The sequence below is a fragment of the Komagataeibacter sucrofermentans DSM 15973 genome, from assembly GCF_040581405.1.
GTDB lineage: Bacteria > Pseudomonadota > Alphaproteobacteria > Acetobacterales > Acetobacteraceae > Komagataeibacter > Komagataeibacter sucrofermentans.
Genome location: NZ_CP137157.1, coordinates 1,965,899 through 1,985,072, shown reverse-complemented (window position 1 = coordinate 1,985,072; position 19,174 = coordinate 1,965,899). Strand labels below are relative to the sequence as shown.

Genomic DNA, 19,174 nt, shown 5'->3' with positions numbered 1-19,174 from the left:
TTCAAAAAGCTTCGTAAAGAACGCCGCCTTTTTAAAAAAGGCAGCATCCCAAAACTTTTATTGTTTTATCTTCAGCGCGACAGGGCCTTGAAGTTGCGGGTCTGCTCGGTCAGCGCCACTTCAACCGGCAGCCGTTCCATGCTCGATGCGCCATAAAAGCCGTGGCAGTCCGGGCAGGCCGCGAGCACTTTCTGCGCATCGGCGGGCATGGCGATCGGGCCGCCATGGCACAGGGTGATGATGTCGGGGCGCACGCTGCGCGCGGCGTCGATGATCGCGTTGATCTGCGTAATGCAGTCATCCAGCGTCAGCGCCGTCTCCGCGCCAATCGCGCCGCCTGTCGTCAGCCCCATATGGGCCACCAGCACGTCAGCGCCCGCCCTGGCCATGTCCACCGCCTGTGCGGGGTCGAACACGTAAGGCGTGGTCAGCAGGTCTTTTTTGTGGGCGCGGGCCACCACATCCACCTCAAGGCTGTAGCTCATGCCGGTTTCCTCAAGGTTCTTGCGGAAATTGCCGTCAATCAGCCCCACGGTGGGAAAGTTCTGGATGCCCGAAAACCCGACCCGCTTCACGTCATCAAGGAACACGTCAAAATCCACGAACGGGTCGGTGCCGTTCACCCCGGCCAGCACGGGGGTGTGGGGCACCACGGGCAGCACTTCGCGCGCCATGTCCATCACGATCTGGTTGGCGTTGCCATAGGCCAGCAGGCCCGCCAGCGAGCCACGGCCCGCCATGCGGTAACGCCCGGAATTGTAGATGACGATCAGGTCAATGCCGCCTGCCGCCTCGCATTTGGCGGACAGGCCGGTGCCCGCGCCACCGCCCACGATGGGCGTGCGCGCGGCAATCATGCTGCGAAAGCGGGCCAGGATTTCACTACGGGGAATACGGGGCATCAGTTCTGGTCTCCATAAAGATGCAAAAATTCATGCGCCAGCGCCGCAGCAAAGGCCGGGTCGTTGATCGCATGGGGAAGGCGGATCAGCCTGCGGCGCGGGGTCTGCTCCAGTGTTTCGGTCAGGGCCGCATAAAAGGCTTCATCAGCGGCAGGGTCATGAAACGGGCCACCGGGCTGGTCGAGCACGGAAAAACCGCCCTCGGGGTAGAGAAAGCGCACTTCGCCGGGGCAGCGGTTGAGCTGGTGGCCAATCATGTGGCCCATGGCCCGGCATTCCGCAGCGCTCGTGCGCATGAGGGTGATCTGGGGGTTGTGCTCGACAAACACGCGGTCTTTGTAATGGGCGGGCACACTGGCGCGGGCGCCAAAATTGATTATGTCCAGCCCGCCGCAACTGCCCACGTAAGGCAGCCCCGTGCGGATGACGGCGCCAAGCCGGTCGGCATCGCAGGGGAAAATGCCGCCTGCCACGTAATCGCAGAACTCGGTCAGTGTGGTGTCGATAAAGCCGCTTATCATCCCGTCATCGGCCAGCCGCTCCATGGCGCGGCCGCCGGTGCCGGTGGCGTGAAACACAAGGCAGTCAAACCGGCTGGAAAGCTGGTGCACGACCTGCTCCACGCACGGCGTTGTCACGCCAAACATGGTCAGGCCAATGGCGGGGCGCGGGTCGGGCGTGGGGTGGCAGGGTGTGTGTGCCATGCCCGCCATGGCGTGGGCCGCATTGCCCAGCACCACGCGTGAGATGCGGTTCAGCCCCTCCATGTCCGTCACCGGATAGAGCATGGCGATGTCAGCACCCCCAACATAAGGCGCGGTATTGCCCGAGGCCACGGTCGAGACCACCAGCTTGGGCAGGCCAATGGGCAGCGCCTGCAGGGCCGGGGCCACCAGCGCCGTGCCGCCTGAGCCGCCAATGGCCAGCACGCCGCGCATGTCGGTGCGTGCGCATAAAAACAGGCGCAGCGCCTCGGCCATGGCAGCGATGGCCCGCCCCCGGTCGCCACAGAAGACGTAATCTTCTCCCCGTGGGTGAAAGCGGGCGACAGTACGGGCGCTGATATCCGCCGCGCGCCCCGCATGCCGCGTGCCGATATCGACAATCAGCGCAGAAATTCCGCTCTCGCGCAGGGTCTGGCGCAGATAGGTCAGTTCAGCCTGCTTGGTGTCGCAGGTACCCAGAATGTAAACATGGCCAGAACTCATGTCATGCCTCCGCCCGCTGGCCGTTCAGCAGTACCAGCACAATGCCCGCGCCCAGCGTGGCGCACGCCCCGCCCAGCACGAACACGACCGGGTAGCCACACCGGTCGGCCAGCAACCCCGCCAGTGGGCCGGTGGCGCCATAGGCCAGATCCTGAAATGCCGCGAAGCCACCCAGTGCTGTGGCCCGCATGGCAGGCGCAACCAGCCGCACCACTTCGACCCCGAGGGCGGGAAAGACCATTGAGCACCCCGCTCCGGTCAGCAACGCGCCCGTCAGCGCCAGCACGGGTGAGGGAGCAAGCCAGAGCAGGTATTGCCCCGCCGCCTCGACCACAAGCGACAGCAGCGCAACGCGCAGCCCGCCAATCCGGTCGGGCAGATGCCCGCACACGAAGCGTCCGGCCACGAAGGCAGTACCAAAACAGGTCAGCCCCAGCCCGGCGCCAGGCCAGTGCGCCGCAATGAAGCGCAGCGGCAGGAACGCGCCCAGTGCCGCAAAGCCCACGCCCTGAAGGGCCACGGCCATGCCCTGCCAGCGAATGGTGCCCAGAACCTGCCAGAATGGCGGCCTGCCGCCTGCATGGGTCGGGGTAGCGGGTATGGTGTGCACCAGCGCCAGCCCCACCAGCGGCAGCAGGGCGGACACGCCCATAAGCCCGCCCAGCCCGGCATGCTGGTAAAGCGCCAGCCCGATCGGGCCGCCCACGGCAAAGGCGCCGTACATGGCCGCCCCGGTCCAGGCCAGCACGCGGCCCGCGCGCGCCTGCCCCACCAGGCCTATGCCCCAGCCCAGCATGCCCACAATGGTCAGGCTTTCGCCCACCCCCAGCAGGAGCCTGCCGATGATCAGGATGGCGTAGCGCGCGCCATCGCTCAGGCCCGGAAGCGCTGCCAGCACGCAGATCAGGCTGGCGGCGACATACACCATCAGGCCCGTGCGCATGCACGGCCTGCCGCCTTTTGTATCGGCCATCTGGCCCGCGTGGTTGCGGCTGAGAATGGTGGAAAAGAAAGCAATGCCCACCGCAAGCCCAGCCAGCCCGTTGCCGTAACCCGGCCAGTGCAGCACGGCCACCGGTATGGCGGCCAGCGGCAATGCCACGGCCATGTAGGCGAGGAACAGCGCAATGGCGAGACGGCCAAGCTGGCGCAGCGATGCGGACTCAGAGTTCACGGGTAATGTGCACCTGAATCGGGGCGGCGAGTGCCGTGGCGAACACGGCCTTCATGGCCTGGAAGTGCGGTGTTTCTTCATGGGCCGTCAGGGCTTCGGGGCTGGCCCAGCGCTCGACAAATACAAAAACGGCGGGGTCGTTGATGTCACGATGGCATTGATAGGACAGGTTGGCCGCCTCCTGCCGCGATAGCGCCACGCAATGGCGGATGGCCTCGAGCGCTGCCGTTTCATGCCCCGGCAGGACGCGGAGCGTTGCAATGACCGTGATGGGCTGCGCTGTCATTAAAATATCCTCGCCAGATGTGTTCTATGGTGTGGCGAGCATAGGGTGGTGTGACACTTTCCTTCTACGAAGAAAGTGTCACGTGACACTATTGTTCATGCCATCAAGCACATGGCGCAGCCGGTGCAGGGCCTCGCGCAGGTCAGGCAGGGGTGTTGGGCCAAGGCACAGGCGAATGCCCGCCTGCGCATCGGCCCGTGTGCAGGCCATAAAGGGTTGGGGCAGGGTCACTTTCACGCCCTGTTTGGCTGCTTCCGCCCCGAACCACCGCGCACGGGCGAGTGGCATGGGCATCCACGCATGGAAGGCATCATAGGGTGGTGGCGCAAGGTGCGGACCAAGCACGGACAAGGCCAGTGCCCGCCGCCGTCCCGCCTCGCCACGCAGCGACTGCCGCACGGAAGCCGCCGTGCCATCAAGCATCCATTGCGCCATCATGGCATAGGAGAGCGGGGCGATCATGAGCGATGCGCTCAGCAGCGCGTCACGGGCCGCCTGCATGAACCCCTGTGGCGGGGCGAGTGCCCCGATGCGCAGGCCGGGGCTAAGGGTTTTTGACAGGCTGCTGACATAAAAGGTCCGCTCCGGGGCCAGCGTCACCAGCGGGGGCAGGGCGGTGTCATGTACGCAGTCATAGACGTCATCTTCAATAATCAGCGCATCATGGTGGCGGCACAGGCGTGCAATGTCGTGCCTGCGGCCTGCGCTCATGGTGGCGGTGGTGGGGTTGTGCATGGTGGGCGTGACATAGAGCACGCAGCGCCCGGGGGCATGATGGCGCAGGGCGCGCGCGAGTGCTTCGGGCAACAGGCCCTGCGCATCCATGGGCAGGCCCTGCACGGGCATGCCAGCCTGCTGCGCGAGGCCGAGCATGCCGGGATAGGTCAGGGCCTCGGTCAGCATAACGGGGGCGGCCTTGCGTGCGGCGGCAAGCGCCACGCCAAGGGCCTGTTGCGCCCCGCTGGTCAGCAGCAGGTGCTCGGGCGAGAGATCCACGCCGAGTTCCGCCAGCCAGTGGGCCATGATGCGCCGGTGTTCGATATGGCCCGCCACGGGCGGATAGACATTGAACAGCGCCGGATCGACCGTGCGGGCAAGGCGGGCCAAAGTGCGGGCCAGTGCGCGGTCGCTGAACATGGGTGGCGGCATGTTAGCCGAAAGGTCGAGCACCTGCCCCGTGCCGTTGGGGCTGGCGGCGACAAAGGTGCCCCGACCGCGCACGCTGCGCACCAGTCCGCGCCGCTCAAGCGTGGCGTAAGCCCGCGTGACGCTGCCAATGCCGATGCCAAGCTGCCAGGCCAGCGGGCGGTGCGCGGGCAGGCGGTCGCCTGATTGCAGTCGGCCGCCAAGGATGTCACCGGCCAGGGCATCGGCCAGCCGTTCGGCGGGTGGGCCGTCGCCTGCGGGCAGGCGCGGCTGCCAGGGGGAGCGCAGGCGCATGACGTGACAGACCTGAATCCTGTTGGGGTGGCCCAGCCATAGCAGGTCGGGGCAGGGGGCGGAACCGGCAGGGCGCTGGCGGGAATTGCCGGCAGGCTTTTTGAAATTATCGCACGTATAATATTTTATATGCTGTAATGCCCGTCATTGCCAGCGTCGCGCGCGGTCTGGCGCAAGGCGGTGGTGCTGGCCTGTAGCGGCATGATGAGGCACGATGGGGTGCCTTTAACGGAATAATGTTCATCATGCGCTTTCCACGCCGTATTCGCCCCTTTGCCATGGTTCTGCTCTGCGCGGGCATGGCCTGCACGCCAGTGCTGGCCGCCCCGGCCCTGATGCCGCAGCCCGTGCAGTACCTGCCGCAGGAGGGTGCCCTGCCGCTTGCGGGCGGGGTGCAGGTGCAATGGCAGGGCGTGCGGTCCCCATTGCTGGAGCGGGCGGTAGCGCGTTTCGAGCAGCGTCTGGCCGCCCTGAGCGCGCGCCCGGCGGTGGCAGGCACGCCTGCGGGGCTGGTGCTGCGCATCAACTGCCAGCACGCCGACCCGGACATGCTCTCGATCCATATGCGCGAGCACTACCAGTTGCGCACGGGGACCAACGGCGCGGCATTGGTGGCCGATGGGCCGGCGGGCGTGCTGCGCGGGCTGGCGACACTCCTGCAACTTGTTGAACCCGGCGAGGCGGGGCCGGTGCTGGATGGGGCCGAGATTGATGACAGCCCGCGTTTTGCATGGCGCGGCATGCTGGTGGATGTCAGCCGTCATTTCATGTCGCCCGCGGCCCTTGAGCGGCAGCTCGACATGATGGAACTGACCAAGCTCAACGTGCTGCACCTGCACCTGTCTGACGGGCAGGGCTTCCGGGTGGAAAGCAGGGTCTATCCGCGCCTGCAGCAGGTGGCATCGCACGGGGAATATTATACCCAGCAGCAGGTGCGCGACCTTGTGGCCCATGCAGCGGATCGCGGCATCCGGGTTGTGCCGGAATTCGATGCGCCGGGCCACAGCTACGCCATGCTGCTGGCCTATCCGCAATATGCCGCCCAGCCTGTTACAGCCCCGCTCGACCCCAAACGGGTGGTGCGCGCCGCATTCGACCCCACAAATCCTGATACCTATGTGTTTCTGGCCCGGCTCTACCATGAAATGGCGGGCCTGTTCCCCGATGCCTATTTCCATGTCGGTGGCGATGAGGTGCGGCCCGATGAATGGACGGCAAACCCCCGCATCAGCGCTTTCATGCAGCAGCATGGCTATGCCAGCGCCACGGCCATGCAGGCTGCCTTTACCCGCCGCGTGCAGGCCATTGTGGCGCATGAGGGCAAGACCATGATGGGCTGGGATGAACTGCTCGATGCACCAGCCTCCCCCGGCATCGTGATCGAGCCGTGGCGTGGCTCGCGCTATACGGCGCAGGCCACGGCGGCGGGGCATCCGGTGGTGGTCTCGGCGGGGTATTATCTCGACCTGCTGCTGCCTGCGGCCGAGCATTACCGTGTTGACCCGCTGGACCCGCTGGGCAATGGCCTGCCGCCCGATCAGGTGGCCGCGGCCCATGCGCCTGCCCTTGCGCCTTTTGCCCTCGATCCCGCCGCCTCCATGACCACGGCGCAGGATGGGCTGGTGCTGGGGGCGGAGGCGGCGTTATGGACCGAGATCGTGAGCGAGGAGATGCTCGATGCCCGCCTGTGGCCGCGCGCGGCCGCCCTGGCCGAGCGTTTCTGGTCGCCTGCCGCCGTGCGTGACGAGGCTGCCCTGGCCCGCCGCCTGCCCGTGGTGCAGGCGGAACTGGAAATACTGGGCAACCGTGCCGCAGCTGACCGCCACCGCATGATGGCGCGCCTTGCGCCCGATGGCCTTGCCCCGCTTGCCACCCTGCTGGCCGTGACCACTCCGGTGCGCAATTATGCGCTCAACCATGTTTTTGGCCCGAGCCATGTGGCAGCGGCATCCATCCCCCTCGCGCTGGACCGGGTGGCAGATATCGCCACGCCTGACAGTTTTGAGGCTGCGGCCTTTACGCGCGATGTCGCGGCTTATGTGGATGGACAGCATGACCTTGCGCCCGGCCTGCGCGCCCGGCTGGAAAACTGGCGCGATAACGATGCGCGCCTGCGCCAGGTCGTGGCCACCCGCCCGGCCCTGCGCGAGGCGCTGCCCGCATCGGGCCAGCTGGCGGAACTGGCCTGCGTGGGGCTGTATGCACTCGATGGCACGCTGGCGGCGCATCAGGTGCAGGTGGCTGCGGTGCTACAGGCGGCGCAGGCCCAGTTTGCCGCCTCGGAATCAATGCTGGCAGTGCGCAACAGCCCGCAGCCAGCAGGCGACCTGCTCCAGGCCATTACGCCTGCCATTGCGGGGCTGGTGCAGGGACATATGTAAATCAGACGTTGCTTTTGAGGCTTTTTGACCAGTAGCGGACCACGTGCCGCAGCCGTCGTTACAGGGGAATGGGCGCGATTACGTGCGCCTGCGCGTGGTCATGGCGCGGATATAGAAGGCGGTGGTAACAAGCAGGCCCACCACCCATGATATGTCCACCCCATGCAGGCGACGGGCCAGGCTGCCGGTATGAAACCCGTTCTGCATGAAGGGCACTTCAATGGCGATGCCGATGCCATAGGCGCACAGGGCCGGGATGTTGCAATAGCCATACGCCCCGCCATCGCGGCGGAAAAACGAGGCGACATCATAACGGCCACGGCGCAGCAGGTAGTAATCGGTCAGGTTGATGGCGGTCCACGGCACCATGATGGCCATGAGCAGGTCTAGGAAGGCGGCGTAGGATTTCATGAAACTGTCGGCCATGCCCAGCGCCATGCCCAGCGCAATCGCCACCAGCGTGCAGGTCACGACAAGGCGTTCGCGCAGGGCGGCCCGCCAGTCCGGCATGAAGGTCTGGAGCACGGTTATGGCCGAGAGCGCGCCGCCATACAGGCTCATGGCGTTGCCAAGGGCGATGGAAAGCGACAGCACGATCATGACCGGCGTTGCCTGCCGCCCCGCCAGCCCGGCCAGCGTGGTGGCGACCGATACGCCCGGCCCGTGCAGCGCGATCATGCAGCCCAGAATCATGGATAGCGCCGTGCCAATGACCGTGCCGATATAGGTGGTGAGGAAGGCGGTGCGGCGACCGGCCTCATCGGCGGGCAGGTAGCGCGATGAATCCGACACATACGGCGCATAGGCGATCTGCCACAGCGCCGCAGTGGAAAAAGTGCTGAAAAAACCGGCGACCGAACCATGCATGTCGCGCAGCGTGCCGGGCGGAAAGGCTTCATAGCCCAGCCACAGGCAGTATAAAATAACCGCTCCCGCCACCCAGCTGACCAGCTTCGACCAGGCGTGGATGGTGTGGTAGCCCATGCAGCACGGCACGAGGCTCAGCACGGCAATGAGCAGGATCGCGTTGCGCCGCCCGGTCATGGGCAGGGCGGCATAAAGCGCCTGGCCGCCCACCACGAAGTTCGAGGCCACGAAGCCGATATACATGAGCACGACAAGGCCGATGATGGGCACCGCGCCATAAAAGCCGAACTGCCCCCGGCTCTGCACCATCTGCGGCACGCCCAGCATGGGGCCCTGGGCGGCATGCAGCGCCATGAACACGGCCCCCGCCAGATTGCCCAGCACGACGGCAATAGCCGACCACGTGAATGACAGCCCGAACAGCCCCGGCCCAAGGGCTCCGGTCACGACCGTGAGCAAGGTCAGGTTGGTGCTGAACCAGACCGCGAACAGGTCGCGCGCGCGGCCATGGCGCTGGTCGGGTGGAATCTGGTGTATGGTGTGGGTTTCAAACGCCGTGTTCATCAAACGCGTTATGCCTGATGAACGGCCTTATGGATATATGTCCGCAACGATATTGATCGGTTTTCGATACGATCTGCCCATGCCGCCACGGCCAGAAACAGCAAGGCGGCACGGGGCAGGTCGTTACTGGAACGGATTGCCCGAATAGGATGGCGCGGTATAGCCCGCGGGCGGCACCACATAATGCGGCGCGGTATAGGTGGGGGCATGGCTGGGTGCGCTAAGTGCGCCGGGCGCGGAAAGCCCTTCCTGCGCAGGCATGGAACCGGTTGTGATGCCTGTGCCTGTGCCTGTGCCTGTGCCTGTGCTGACATCCGTCGGGGTGGTTTGCAGGGGCGGGTAACCCGTAGTGGCTGAAGGCGCGACGGTGCCCGTATTACGATAGCCATAGGTCGGATCGCTGTCAGAAGCGGAGCGGGGCGGCACGGTGATGGTTCCGGTAGAATCATAATTGGTGGGAGAATAGCGACCGATGCAGTTCTTGCCGTGCTCGACGGTGTGAATGGCCTCAAGCTCGCCTTTCAGCTGACCGATTTCCTTGTGCCTGTCACCGCCTGCGCTGCCCACGGGCACGCCGATCAGGGCCACCCCCCATGCATCGGACTGGTGCATGCGGCGTTGATGCATTTCGGCGGAGGCGAGGTTTTGCGTATCCTTCTGGTCCAGTTGGGCCAGTTGGGCGCAACTCTGGCGCATGAAGGGTTCGGGGTCGATATATTGTGCGCTGATATTCGATGGATTGGCAGCGCATCCGGCCATACCCAGAACACTCAGGCACAGGAGGAACTTTTTCATAGGTTTCCTGTCGGTCGATCAATATTGCCTCATGTAACAGACACCGCGCAGTCAACCCCACAGGAAAAATCGGATGGCTGTGTTGTCCGGGCCTGCCCGCTGATGCCGCATGAAGATAAGACCCCACCCTGTTTTCTGGCGTTAACAGGTTGGTGCGATGGGGCGGTATTCGCATCATTGTGATCGTGTTTGCCGCAACTTCCTGCTGCATGTCCGTCATGGATGAAGTCGCCGTACCGCATTCAGGCGCTGGCCTGCTTTTTTCAAAAAACTTCCAATAACGCCGCCTCCGTAAATATTGATGCACATGGCGCACAGGCCCCGGTGGCCTGCGCGCCTACCGCCCCGGCTGGTTGGTGGCGTAATCGCTGATGCCCCACAGCCGGTCATGCACGGCGCGGTAATAGGCGCGTTCATCATAAAGCGGCACGTCAAGGTTCAGGTCACGCGCGGTCAGCCGACCGATGGCGGCGGTGGCCTGATAGGACGAGATCACAAGATTGCCCGCGCTGCGCACCAGCGCAATCTGGGCCTGGAGCAGGGTTTCCTGCTGCTGCAGCACGGAAAGCGTTGAGGTGGTGCCGACCATGACCTGCCGCTGCATGCCATGCAGGGCGGCGGCATCGGCCTCGGCGGCGGCGCGGTTGCTTTCTATCGCGGCGCGGTTGGCCTGCATGCGCTGCCAGCTTGCCGCGGCGAGTTGCACGGCGGCGCGGCGCTTTACATCCACCGTATGGCTGGCCTCATTGGCCTGCTGGCGGGCCATGCGCACGGCGGCATATTCGCCCCCGCCCTGATAAAGCGGCATGGAGGCGTTGACGAGGGCATATTTGTTATCGTTGAGCGAGCGGCCTTCATCCTGATTGATGCCATGCATATAGGCCGCCTGCGCGCTGACCGTGGGCATGAGGGCGGCAAAGGCCACGCCTACGGCATCTTTTTTCGCCGCCTCGTCAAACAGGGCGCCAATCACGTCGGGGTTGTTCTGCACGGCCTGCGTCATGGCGTCCTGCTCGGTATGGAGCGGCAGGACAAGGGGCTGGGGCGGGGCCAGATCATCGGGTGCGTCAACCCCCACAACCTGCCGGTAGGTGGCGCGATCGGCCTGCAGGGTGCCTTCGGCCAGTTGCCGCACGGCGCGGGCATTGGCCAGGGCACCTGCCGCCTGGGCCACATCGGTGTGGGTGATCTCGCCGCCATGCGCGCGCAGTTCGGTGGCGTGAAGCTGGGCGGCGTAAACCTGTTCGTTGTTGATGTCGATGCGCAGGATCTGCTCATCCTCCACCACATTGACATAGGCGTTGACCACATCGGAGAAGACCTGCTCCTCCGCCGCGATCAGCCGCGCGCGCTCGGCCATGACCGCATGGCGCGCCTTGTGCGTGCCAGCCGTGGTCTTGCCGCCGGTATAGATGGGCTGCGAGATGCTGACCCCGCCGGAATATCCGGGGCTGTCATACCGGCGGGCATAGCCACTTTCCCCCGCTGAGGGCTCCATGCGCATCAGGCCGGAATAATAGGACATGCTCGCCGTGCCCGTAATGGTGGGGCGCCAGCCGCCCAGCGCCTGGGGCACCTGCTCATCGGTCGCGCGCAGGGTGGCGCGTTCCTGCCGCAGCACCGGGTTGCCCAGATAGGCCGCGGCAAGGGCCGCATCCAGCGTGCGCGGTTCCTCCACTGCCTGCGGCATGCGCGCCAGCGCCGTGCCGCTGCACAGAAGGGCGGCGCTTCCCGCCCCGATCGCCCAGTTTCCCTTCATGTCCGCCCCTGCCAGCCTGATATGCCAGGCGGAACCATGATGGCCCGCCCCGGCCAGTCTTAGCCGCAGGAGGTTGCGTGCGGGTTAACCGGCTAGAACACGAAGGCGGGGGCAGGGGCCAGTTCAGGCAGCATGGGCACGGCTGCCTCGAACAGCGGCTGCACCGCGCTGCCCTGCACTGTCGCGGCGATGCGGCTGACCGAGGTCACGCCCGATGCCGGGCAGATGGGGGCGATGATGCGCCCGCCCTGCGCGAGCTGATCCACAATGGCCTGCGGCACCGTGCGCACCGCGCCATCAATAAAGATCAGGTCATACGGCGCCGAGGCTGGCGCGCCCTTGACCAGCGGCCCATCGCACCACTGCACGCCGGGCGCGCAGGTGGCGCACAGGGCCTTGCCCATGGTGGCCAGCCGTGGGTCCGATTCGAGGGCGGTGACATGCAGTTCAAGCGCCATCGCGCCCAGCAGGGCCGCGAGGTAGCCCGTGCCAGCCGCAACAACCAGCACCCGCTCGCCGTGGCGCAGGTCGGCCACCTGCAGCATGCGCCCCGTCACCCGTGGCTCGGTCAGGTAGCGTCCTTCGCCCAGTGGCAGGTTCTGGTCGGAGTAGGCGAAGGCCCGCAGCGCATCAGGCACGGCGCGTTCACGTGGCACGGCGCGCATGGCGGCGATAATCGTGGCATTGCCCACCTGCGAGGGGCGAATCTGGGCATCGACCATGCGCTGCCGGGCGGCAACGAAATCGAGTGGCGCGTAATCGGGGTCTGTCCTGTCCATAACGTTTCCTTGAAACACGCTGCCCCGCAGGATGCTGAAGCCGCAACCCGGCCGGACGGGCAAAATTTTTCCCGGCTTTTTTTTGTATTTATGCGCCGCTTTGATCGGGAAACAACAGGAACGCCGCACACAACGGCTTGACCTGAGCGGCATTTCAGCGGATATACCCCCTGCACCGTTAAGGTCTGGTGGCAGAATGGTGATGCAGCGGACTGCAAATCCGCGAATGTGGGTTCGATTCCCGCCCAGACCTCCAATCCTTCCCTGAGCGGGAAGAAATAATGGTTGATACAACCCCCGAAAATCTGCCGTTTTCTTCCCTCTGGCTGTGACAGCCGATGGTAGGGAAAAATGCCGAATGACAGGCATGTTGGGGGTATTTGTGGGGGTATCGACAATAAGGTCGGGGGTATCGATCCTGACTGATGCGTCATTCAGGCCCTGCTGCATCCTCCATCAGCACATGATCCGCCTCCCGGCACAAAGATTACGGGGGCAGGCGTTCCCTTCGCGCCGGTTTGGGGTATATCTGCCCATGGCTGGGCGCGTTGTCCTGCCCTGCGTCTGATTATGGTGGATCTGGTTTTTCGTGATGCTTGACAAGTCGTTCTCCCCCGCCGGGACAGAAACCTCCCTCTATGCCCTGTGGGAGGCCAGTGGCGCGTTCAGCGCCCGGCCCGATAGCGCGGCAAAGCCCTATACCATCATGATTCCGCCCCCCAACGTCACGGGCACGCTGCATATCGGCCACGCCCTGACCATGACCTTGCAGGACACGCTCATCCGCTGGCGCCGCATGCAGGGGCGCGACACGCTGTGGCAGCCGGGCACCGACCATGCGGGCATCGCCACCCAGCTTGTGGTTGAGCGCATGCTGCAGAAGGAAGGCACATCGCGCCAGGAAATGGGCCGCGACGCCTTTGTCGAGCGCGTGTGGGAGTGGAAGGCCGAATCCGGCGGCGGCATTACAAAGCAGCTCCGCCGTCTTGGCGGCTCGCTCGACTGGCAGCGCGAGCGCTTCACCATGGATGATGGCCTGTCGGATGCGGTGAAAGAGGTGTTCGTCACCCTCTACCGCGAGGGGCTGATCTACCGCGACCGCCGCCTCGTCAACTGGGACCCCGCCTTCCGCTCCGCCATCTCCGACCTTGAGGTTGATAACCGCGAGAGCCGGGGCAGCCTGTGGTATATCCGCTACCCTGTCGAGGGGCAGCCGGGCCGCACCATCACGGTCGCCACCACCCGCCCTGAGACCATGCTTGGCGACATGGCCGTGGCCGTGCACCCCGAGGACGAACGCTTTGCCGACCTCGTGGGCAAGAACGTCATCCTGCCGCTGACCGGCCGCCGCATCCCCATCGTGGCCGATGAACATTCCGACCCCACCAAGGGCAGCGGCGCGGTCAAGATCACGCCCGCGCACGATTTCAACGATTTCGAGGTGGGCCGTCGGCACAAGCTCGACATGCCCAGCGTGCTTGATGAGGAAGCCCGCATCACCCTGGCCGAGATCGAGGGCGAACTCCGCGCGGAAGAAGGGCTGGCCGACCCCGCCTTCGTGCGCACGCTGGCCGGCATGCCGCGTGATGAGGCGCGCAAGGCCATGGTGGCCGAGCTTGAGCGGCTGGAATGGCTGGAAAAGATCGAGCCGCACACCAATCAGGTGCCCCATGCCGAGCGCAGCGGCGCCGTGGTCGAGCCGCGCCTGACCACGCAGTGGTACTGCGATGCCAAGACCCTTGCCGGCCCCGCCATCGAGGCGGTTGAAACCGGCAAGATCGAATTCGTGCCCAAGCAGTGGGAAAATACCTTCTACGCCTGGATGCGCGACATCCAGCCCTGGTGCATCAGCCGCCAGCTCTGGTGGGGGCATCGCATCCCCGCCTGGTATGGCCCCGATGGGCATGTGTTCGTCGCCCATGATGAAGCCGATGCCGCCAGCCAGGCCCGCGCCCATTACGGGCAGGACATGGTGCTGACGCGCGATGAGGACGTGCTTGACACATGGTTCTCCTCCGCCCTGTGGCCGTTCTCCACGCTGGGCTGGCCGCAGCAGACACCGGAGCTCGCGCGCTACTACCCCACCGATGTGCTGGTCACGGGCTTTGACATCATCTTCTTCTGGGTTGCGCGGATGATGATGATGGGCCTGCACTTCATGAAGGATGTGCCCTTCCGGCAGGTGTTCATCCACGGGCTGGTGCGTGACGAGCGCGGGCAGAAGATGTCCAAGTCCAAGGGCAACGGCATTGACCCGCTGGAGATGATCGACAGCTACGGCGCGGATGCCATGCGCTTTTGCATCTGCTCGCTTACCGGTCTTGGCCGTGACGTGAAGCTGGGCCCAAAGAAGGTGGAGGAATACCGCTCCTTCATCACCAAGATCTGGAATGCCGCGCGCTTTTGCGAGATGAACGGCGTGGCCCCGGTTGCAGGTTTCAGCCCGGCCTCCGTGCGCTCTCCACTGGGCCGGTGGATACTCGCCGAACTGGCGCAGGCGGTGGAAGAGGCGAGCAAGGCGCTGGAATCCTTCCGCTTCGATGAATATGCAGGTGCCTGCTACCGCTTTGTGTGGAACTGCTTCTGCGACTGGTTCCTTGAACTGGCCAAGCCGGTCTTTGCTGCGGGTGACACGGCGGAGGCCGTCGAGACCCGCGCGGTGGCCGCCCATGTGCTGGGCACCATCCTGCGCCTGCTCCAGCCCGTCACCCCGTTCATGACCGACCGGCTGTGGCAGCATTTCGGCTTTGGCGGCGAGGGGTCGCTCATCACCGCGCCGTGGCCGCAGCCCGAACATCTGGAAGGGGCGAAGGACGCGCGCGATGAGATGGAATGGCTGATCCGTTTCATTTCCGCCATCCGCACCGTGCGCTCGGAAATGAACGTGCCGCCCTCGCGCCTTGCCCCCGTGCTGCTGCGTGATGCCTCCGCCACCACGGTGGCGCGGGCCGCCAAATGGGCGGAAGCGATTGGCCGCATGGCCCGCGTGTCCGAAGTGCAGGCGCTTGAAGGCGAGATGCCGCAGGGGGCCGCCCAGCTTGTTGTGGATGAAGCAACGCTGGTCATTCCGCTGGCCGGGATCATTGACCTGAGCGTTGAGCGCCAGCGGCTGGAAAAGGAATGCGCCAAGGTGGATGGCGAGATTGCCAAGGTCGAGCGCAAGCTGGGCAATGCCGATTTCGTCGCCCGCGCCAAGCCGGAAGTCGTGGCCGAAAACCGCGAGCGGCTGGAAGCGTTCCAGGCAGAGCGCGTGCGGCTGCAGGCAGCGCTTGCACGGATTGCTTGACGGAACAGAAATTTATGGGCGCCGCTTTTTTTTAAAAGGGCGGCGTTCTTTCGAAGCTTTTTGAAAAAGCTTCACGTTAACTGAGGGAAGGCAGCCACCATGACCGCAAACGCATTGGAGACACTGGTGCTTGGTGGGGGTTGCTTCTGGTGCATTGAAGCGCCGTTCAAGGAACTGCGTGGCGTGCAGGCGATTGAGCCGGGTTACGCAGGCGGCCATACCCCCAACCCCACCTATGAGCAGGTCTGCACGGGCCGCACCGGGCATACCGAGGTCGTGCGCGTGATGTTCGACCCCACCGAGCTTTCATGCGCGGACCTGCTGCGCATTTTCTTTGTCATGCACGACCCCACCACGCCCAACCGGCAGGGCAATGACGTGGGGACGCAGTATCGCTCGGCCATTTTCTGGCAGGATGCGACGCAGGAAAAGACGGCTTACGCCATACGGGATGAAATCGCGGCCCAGCATGTCTGGCCCAACCCGATCGTGACCGAAATCGCGAAGCTGGAGTACTTCTGGCCTGCCGAGGATTATCACCGCGACTATTTTGCCCGTAACCCCGGCAACCCGTATTGCAGCGCGGTCATCCCGCCCAAGATCGCCAAGATGCGCCGCCTGTTCCGGGACCGGCTGGTAGATACCGCTGGTTAAAGAGGAAAGGTTTTGTTGAAGCTTTTTTCAAAAAGCTTCAACAGGCCGCATTCAGCCACGATCCGTCGGGTCATCATCCAGGAAAAGCTGGTCGGCTTCCTCATCAAAATCGAACAGTTCCGCATAGCGCGCCCAGCCGATCAGGGTCTGGAGCGTCTGGCGGGCATAGTTGGGTGACATGCTGTCTTCAAGTTCATCACGGAAGCGCTCGGCGCTGGCGCGGTGATTGGGGCGCTCGTCAAGCACGGCGCGGATGGTGCGCACCATGGGAATGTTGTGCAGCATGCTCTGCCACAGGATGTGCTTGCGGATGTCGTGCTCGCTCTGCACAAAGCGCATGCCCTCGGGCGTGAGCAGGATGTCGCCATCCTCCAGCTCGGCAAAGCCCAGCAGTTGCAGGGATTCGCCCAAGGGGAACAGGTCATCAAGCTCAAGCTGCAGGCGGCTGGCGAGCAGCGGCAGGTCGGCGCGGCCATGCAGCGGGTCGGCGGCCAGCGTTTCCATCATGCCCACGATGGTGTTCATCGGCAGGGCTGGCAGCGCCACGGCATCAGCCGAGATCTGGACATGCCGCATATCCGGGTCGGTCATGTCCGCTTCCGACACGACCGGCGCGCGCCGCGTCATGAGCGCATAGATCCGGTCCACGAACTGGCGGAAGGCCATGTCCTCGCGGTTGCGCGGGTGCTCGAAGGGCACCTGAAGCTCATAGGCCACCCGGCCGGGGTTGGAGGAGAAAATCAGGATGCGGTCGCACATCAGCACCGCTTCCTCGATATTGTGGGTGACCAGCAGGATTGACTGGATGGGCAGTTTCTTCTCCGCCCACAGTTCAACAAGGTCGGTGCGCAGGTTTTCCGCCGTCAGCACGTCAAGTGCGGAAAACGGCTCATCCATCAGCAGCAGGTCAGGCCGCACCACAAGCGCGCGCGCCAGCCCCACGCGCTGGCGCATCCCGCCCGACAGTTCCTTGGGGTAGGCATTTTCATACCCGCCCAGCCCGATCAGGTGGATCGCGTCTTCCGCCAGTTTCTCACGCTCGGCAGGCGCCACGCCCTGCGCCTCCAGCCCGAGTTCCACGTTTTTCTGCACCGTCAGCCACGGGAAGAGCGCAAAGGACTGGAACACCAGGGAAATACCCGCAGCCGGCCCTTCCAGCCGCTTGCCTTTCCAGATCACCTCCCCGGCGGTAGGCGGCAACAGCCCCGCGATAATGCGCAGCAGGGTGGACTTGCCCGATCCCGAGCGGCCCAGCAGCCCCACGATCTCGCCACTGCGGATGCTCAGGTTCACGCCATCGAGCACCACGAGGTCAGTCGCGCTTTCCTTGGGGTAGGCCTGGCGGCAGTTGACGATCCGGACAAGTTCGGTGCCGGTCTGCTTCGGGGTTGGGGTGGCGGCTTGCTGCGGCATCAGGCGCTCTCAGTCAAAAGTGTAATGCCGGGCGGCATAATTGGATAACGGGCGCCACACGGCGCGATTGAGCAGCAGCACGAAGGCCGCCATGACCGCCATGCCCAGCCCCACCTGATCGGTCGCGCCCGCTACGGTGGCGTGGGCAATATAGGCGCCAAGCCCCTGCGCGCTCAGGGTGGTGTCGCCCCAGCTGGCCACCTCGGTGGCGATGGCGGCATTCCATGCCCCGCCCGATGCGGTCAGCGCGCCGGTGATGAAATAGGGCATGATGCCCGGCAGCATCACGCGCCGCCACCACAGCCAGCCTTTGACGTGGAAGTTGCGCGCCGCCTCGAGCAGGTCACCGGGATAGGACGAGGCCCCGGCCACGATATTGAACAGGATATACCACTGCGTGCCCAGCAGCATGAGCGGGGTCAGCCAGATATTGCTGTTCAGATGCCAGTGCACGATCGCGACCACGACGAGTGGAAAGAACAGGTTGGCCGGGAAGGCGGCCATGAACTGTGCCGCCATCTGCGCATGCCGCGCCCGCCGGGGCGAAAGACCCAGCCAGATCCCCGCAGGCACCCAGATCACCGAGGCCACCAGCACCGTAAACATGACCCGCAGCAGCGTCAGCCCGCCGAGCGCCATGACATGCAGCACCTGCCCCGTGCTGTAATGGGTGAGGGAGAAGGTCCATGTTTTCCACCCCAGGGTGAGGGCACACAGGATAATCCCGGCAATCCAGGCCGCATCCATCAGGCGGGGAGGGATAAGCGCGCGCGCCGGGGCGGAGGGGCGCGGGCCAAGGGCAAGCCAGCCGATGCGCGTCATGCCATCGCCCACGCGCAGGCAGAAGCGGCGCAGCAGGTGCGTGCGGCGCAGCAGCACCAGCACCCACGGGTCAGGCGTGGCAAGGGTCGCGCCGTCATCGGTCTGGAAACGGGCCGACCATGCCACGAGCGGGCGGAACAGAAGCTGGTCATAGGCCAGGATCACGGCCAGCATGGTCACGATGGCATAGAAAATGGCCGCAAGGTTCCGCTGCTCGATCGCAACGCCCACATAGGAGCCGATGCCGGGCAGGGCGATGTCGGTATTGCCGACCGTGATCGTCTCGGAATAGACGACCATGAACCACCCGCCCGACATCGAGATCATGGTGTTCCACACCAGCGCGGGAATGGCGAACGGCACTTCCAGCCGCCAGAAGCGCTGCCATGGCGTGAGGCCAAAGCAGCGGGCGGCTTCCTCCAGGTCAGGCGGTACGGTGCGCAGCGACTGGTACATGGCGAAGGCCATGTTCCATGCCTGGCTGGTGAAGATGGTGAAGATGGCGGCAAGTTCGGCCCCCATCATCCGCCCCGGAAACAGCCCGAGAAAGAAAATGACCGTAAAGGTGAGAAAGCCCAGAATGGGCACCGACTGCAAAACATCCAGCAGCGGCACCAGCACCTGTCCCGCCCGTTTGCTCTTGGCGGCCCAGACGGCATAGGTGAAGGTGAACACCAGCGACGCCGCAAGGGCTGCGAACATGCGCAGCGTGGTGCGCACGGCATAGCCGGGCAGGTAGGCCGGGCTGAGATGGATGGTCCCGGCTTCGCTTGCGGGAATGGGCACGAGCATGTGGCGGCCCGCCGTAGCCACCACGACCGCACCCGCCATGATGGCAAGCAGG

General features: G+C 64.8%; 14 protein-coding genes and 1 tRNA gene. 4 read left to right on the top strand and 11 right to left on the bottom strand.

Annotated elements, in window-relative coordinates; genetic code table 11:
* Positions 1 to 71: 71 nt before the first annotated feature.
* The 5 genes from R5N89_RS09480 to R5N89_RS09460 all read right to left on the bottom strand — a co-directional run bounded on the left by R5N89_RS09480 (position 72) and on the right by R5N89_RS09460 (position 5,010).
* On the bottom strand, positions 72 to 902 hold the full coding sequence (locus R5N89_RS09480; protein WP_110569117.1) for a phosphoenolpyruvate hydrolase family protein: 831 nt from the start codon (positions 900 to 902) through the stop codon (positions 72 to 74).
* Entirely contained in the window at positions 902 to 2,110 is a 1,209-nt protein-coding gene (locus tag R5N89_RS09475) for a Tm-1-like ATP-binding domain-containing protein (protein ID WP_110569116.1), read from the bottom strand. The genes R5N89_RS09480 and R5N89_RS09475 overlap by 1 nt, the downstream gene beginning before the upstream one ends.
* Position 2,111: 1 nt before the next feature.
* Positions 2,112 to 3,284: an arabinose transporter gene (locus tag R5N89_RS09470; protein WP_110569115.1), complete on the bottom strand. Its 1,173-nt coding sequence runs from the start codon at positions 3,282 to 3,284 to the stop codon at positions 2,112 to 2,114.
* Complete coding sequence (locus R5N89_RS09465) at positions 3,274 to 3,570, bottom strand: putative quinol monooxygenase (RefSeq protein ID WP_110569114.1); 297 nt, start codon at positions 3,568 to 3,570, stop codon at positions 3,274 to 3,276. Before R5N89_RS09465 ends, R5N89_RS09470 begins: the two co-directional genes overlap by 11 nt.
* Positions 3,571 to 3,648: 78 nt before the next feature.
* Positions 3,649 to 5,010 carry a PLP-dependent aminotransferase family protein gene (locus R5N89_RS09460; protein WP_110569113.1) on the bottom strand — a complete coding sequence of 454 codons (1,362 nt, stop codon included), beginning with the start codon at positions 5,008 to 5,010 and terminating at the stop codon, positions 3,649 to 3,651.
* A gap of 245 nt (positions 5,011 to 5,255) precedes the next feature.
* Between R5N89_RS09460 and R5N89_RS09455 the strand changes: the two genes are divergently transcribed.
* A complete protein-coding gene (locus tag R5N89_RS09455; protein ID WP_110569168.1) occupies positions 5,256 to 7,391 on the top strand; it encodes a beta-N-acetylhexosaminidase in 2,136 nt (711 codons plus the stop codon).
* A 78-nt stretch (positions 7,392 to 7,469) separates the two neighbouring features.
* On the opposite strand, the gene R5N89_RS09450 is transcribed toward R5N89_RS09455, so the two are convergent.
* The 4 genes from R5N89_RS09450 to R5N89_RS09435 all read right to left on the bottom strand — a co-directional run bounded on the left by R5N89_RS09450 (position 7,470) and on the right by R5N89_RS09435 (position 12,155).
* Positions 7,470 to 8,822: a cytosine permease gene (locus R5N89_RS09450; RefSeq protein ID WP_110569112.1), complete on the bottom strand. Its 1,353-nt coding sequence runs from the start codon at positions 8,820 to 8,822 to the stop codon at positions 7,470 to 7,472.
* 123 nt (positions 8,823 to 8,945) lie between these two features.
* Positions 8,946 to 9,617 carry a hypothetical protein gene (locus R5N89_RS09445; RefSeq protein ID WP_110569111.1) on the bottom strand — a complete coding sequence of 224 codons (672 nt, stop codon included), beginning with the start codon at positions 9,615 to 9,617 and terminating at the stop codon, positions 8,946 to 8,948.
* A gap of 337 nt (positions 9,618 to 9,954) precedes the next feature.
* Entirely contained in the window at positions 9,955 to 11,376 is a 1,422-nt protein-coding gene (locus tag R5N89_RS09440; RefSeq protein WP_110569110.1) for a TolC family outer membrane protein, read from the bottom strand.
* Between the two features lie 92 nt (positions 11,377 to 11,468).
* Positions 11,469 to 12,155, bottom strand: a complete 687-nt coding sequence (locus tag R5N89_RS09435) for a protein-L-isoaspartate O-methyltransferase (protein ID WP_110569109.1) — start codon at positions 12,153 to 12,155, stop codon at positions 11,469 to 11,471.
* A gap of 182 nt (positions 12,156 to 12,337) precedes the next feature.
* Here R5N89_RS09435 and R5N89_RS09430 point away from each other — a divergent pair.
* From R5N89_RS09430 to msrA, 3 genes are all read left to right on the top strand, one after another.
* A tRNA-Cys gene (locus R5N89_RS09430) sits at positions 12,338 to 12,411 on the top strand.
* A 336-nt stretch (positions 12,412 to 12,747) separates the two neighbouring features.
* Positions 12,748 to 15,441: a valine--tRNA ligase gene (locus R5N89_RS09425; RefSeq protein WP_110569108.1), complete on the top strand. Its 2,694-nt coding sequence runs from the start codon at positions 12,748 to 12,750 to the stop codon at positions 15,439 to 15,441.
* Between the two features lie 99 nt (positions 15,442 to 15,540).
* On the top strand, positions 15,541 to 16,095 hold the full coding sequence (gene msrA / locus R5N89_RS09420; RefSeq protein ID WP_110569107.1) for a peptide-methionine (S)-S-oxide reductase MsrA: 555 nt from the start codon (positions 15,541 to 15,543) through the stop codon (positions 16,093 to 16,095).
* A 51-nt stretch (positions 16,096 to 16,146) separates the two neighbouring features.
* Here msrA and R5N89_RS09415 read toward each other — a convergent pair whose 3' ends face one another.
* Complete coding sequence (locus tag R5N89_RS09415; protein WP_110569106.1) at positions 16,147 to 17,508, bottom strand: AAA-associated domain-containing protein; 1,362 nt, start codon at positions 17,506 to 17,508, stop codon at positions 16,147 to 16,149.
* 9 nt (positions 17,509 to 17,517) lie between these two features.
* Positions 17,518 to 19,161 (bottom strand): ABC transporter permease subunit, encoded by a 1,644-nt coding sequence (locus R5N89_RS09410; protein WP_208624687.1) that lies wholly within the window; start codon positions 19,159 to 19,161, stop codon positions 17,518 to 17,520.
* Between the last annotated feature and the right edge of the window lie 13 nt (positions 19,162 to 19,174).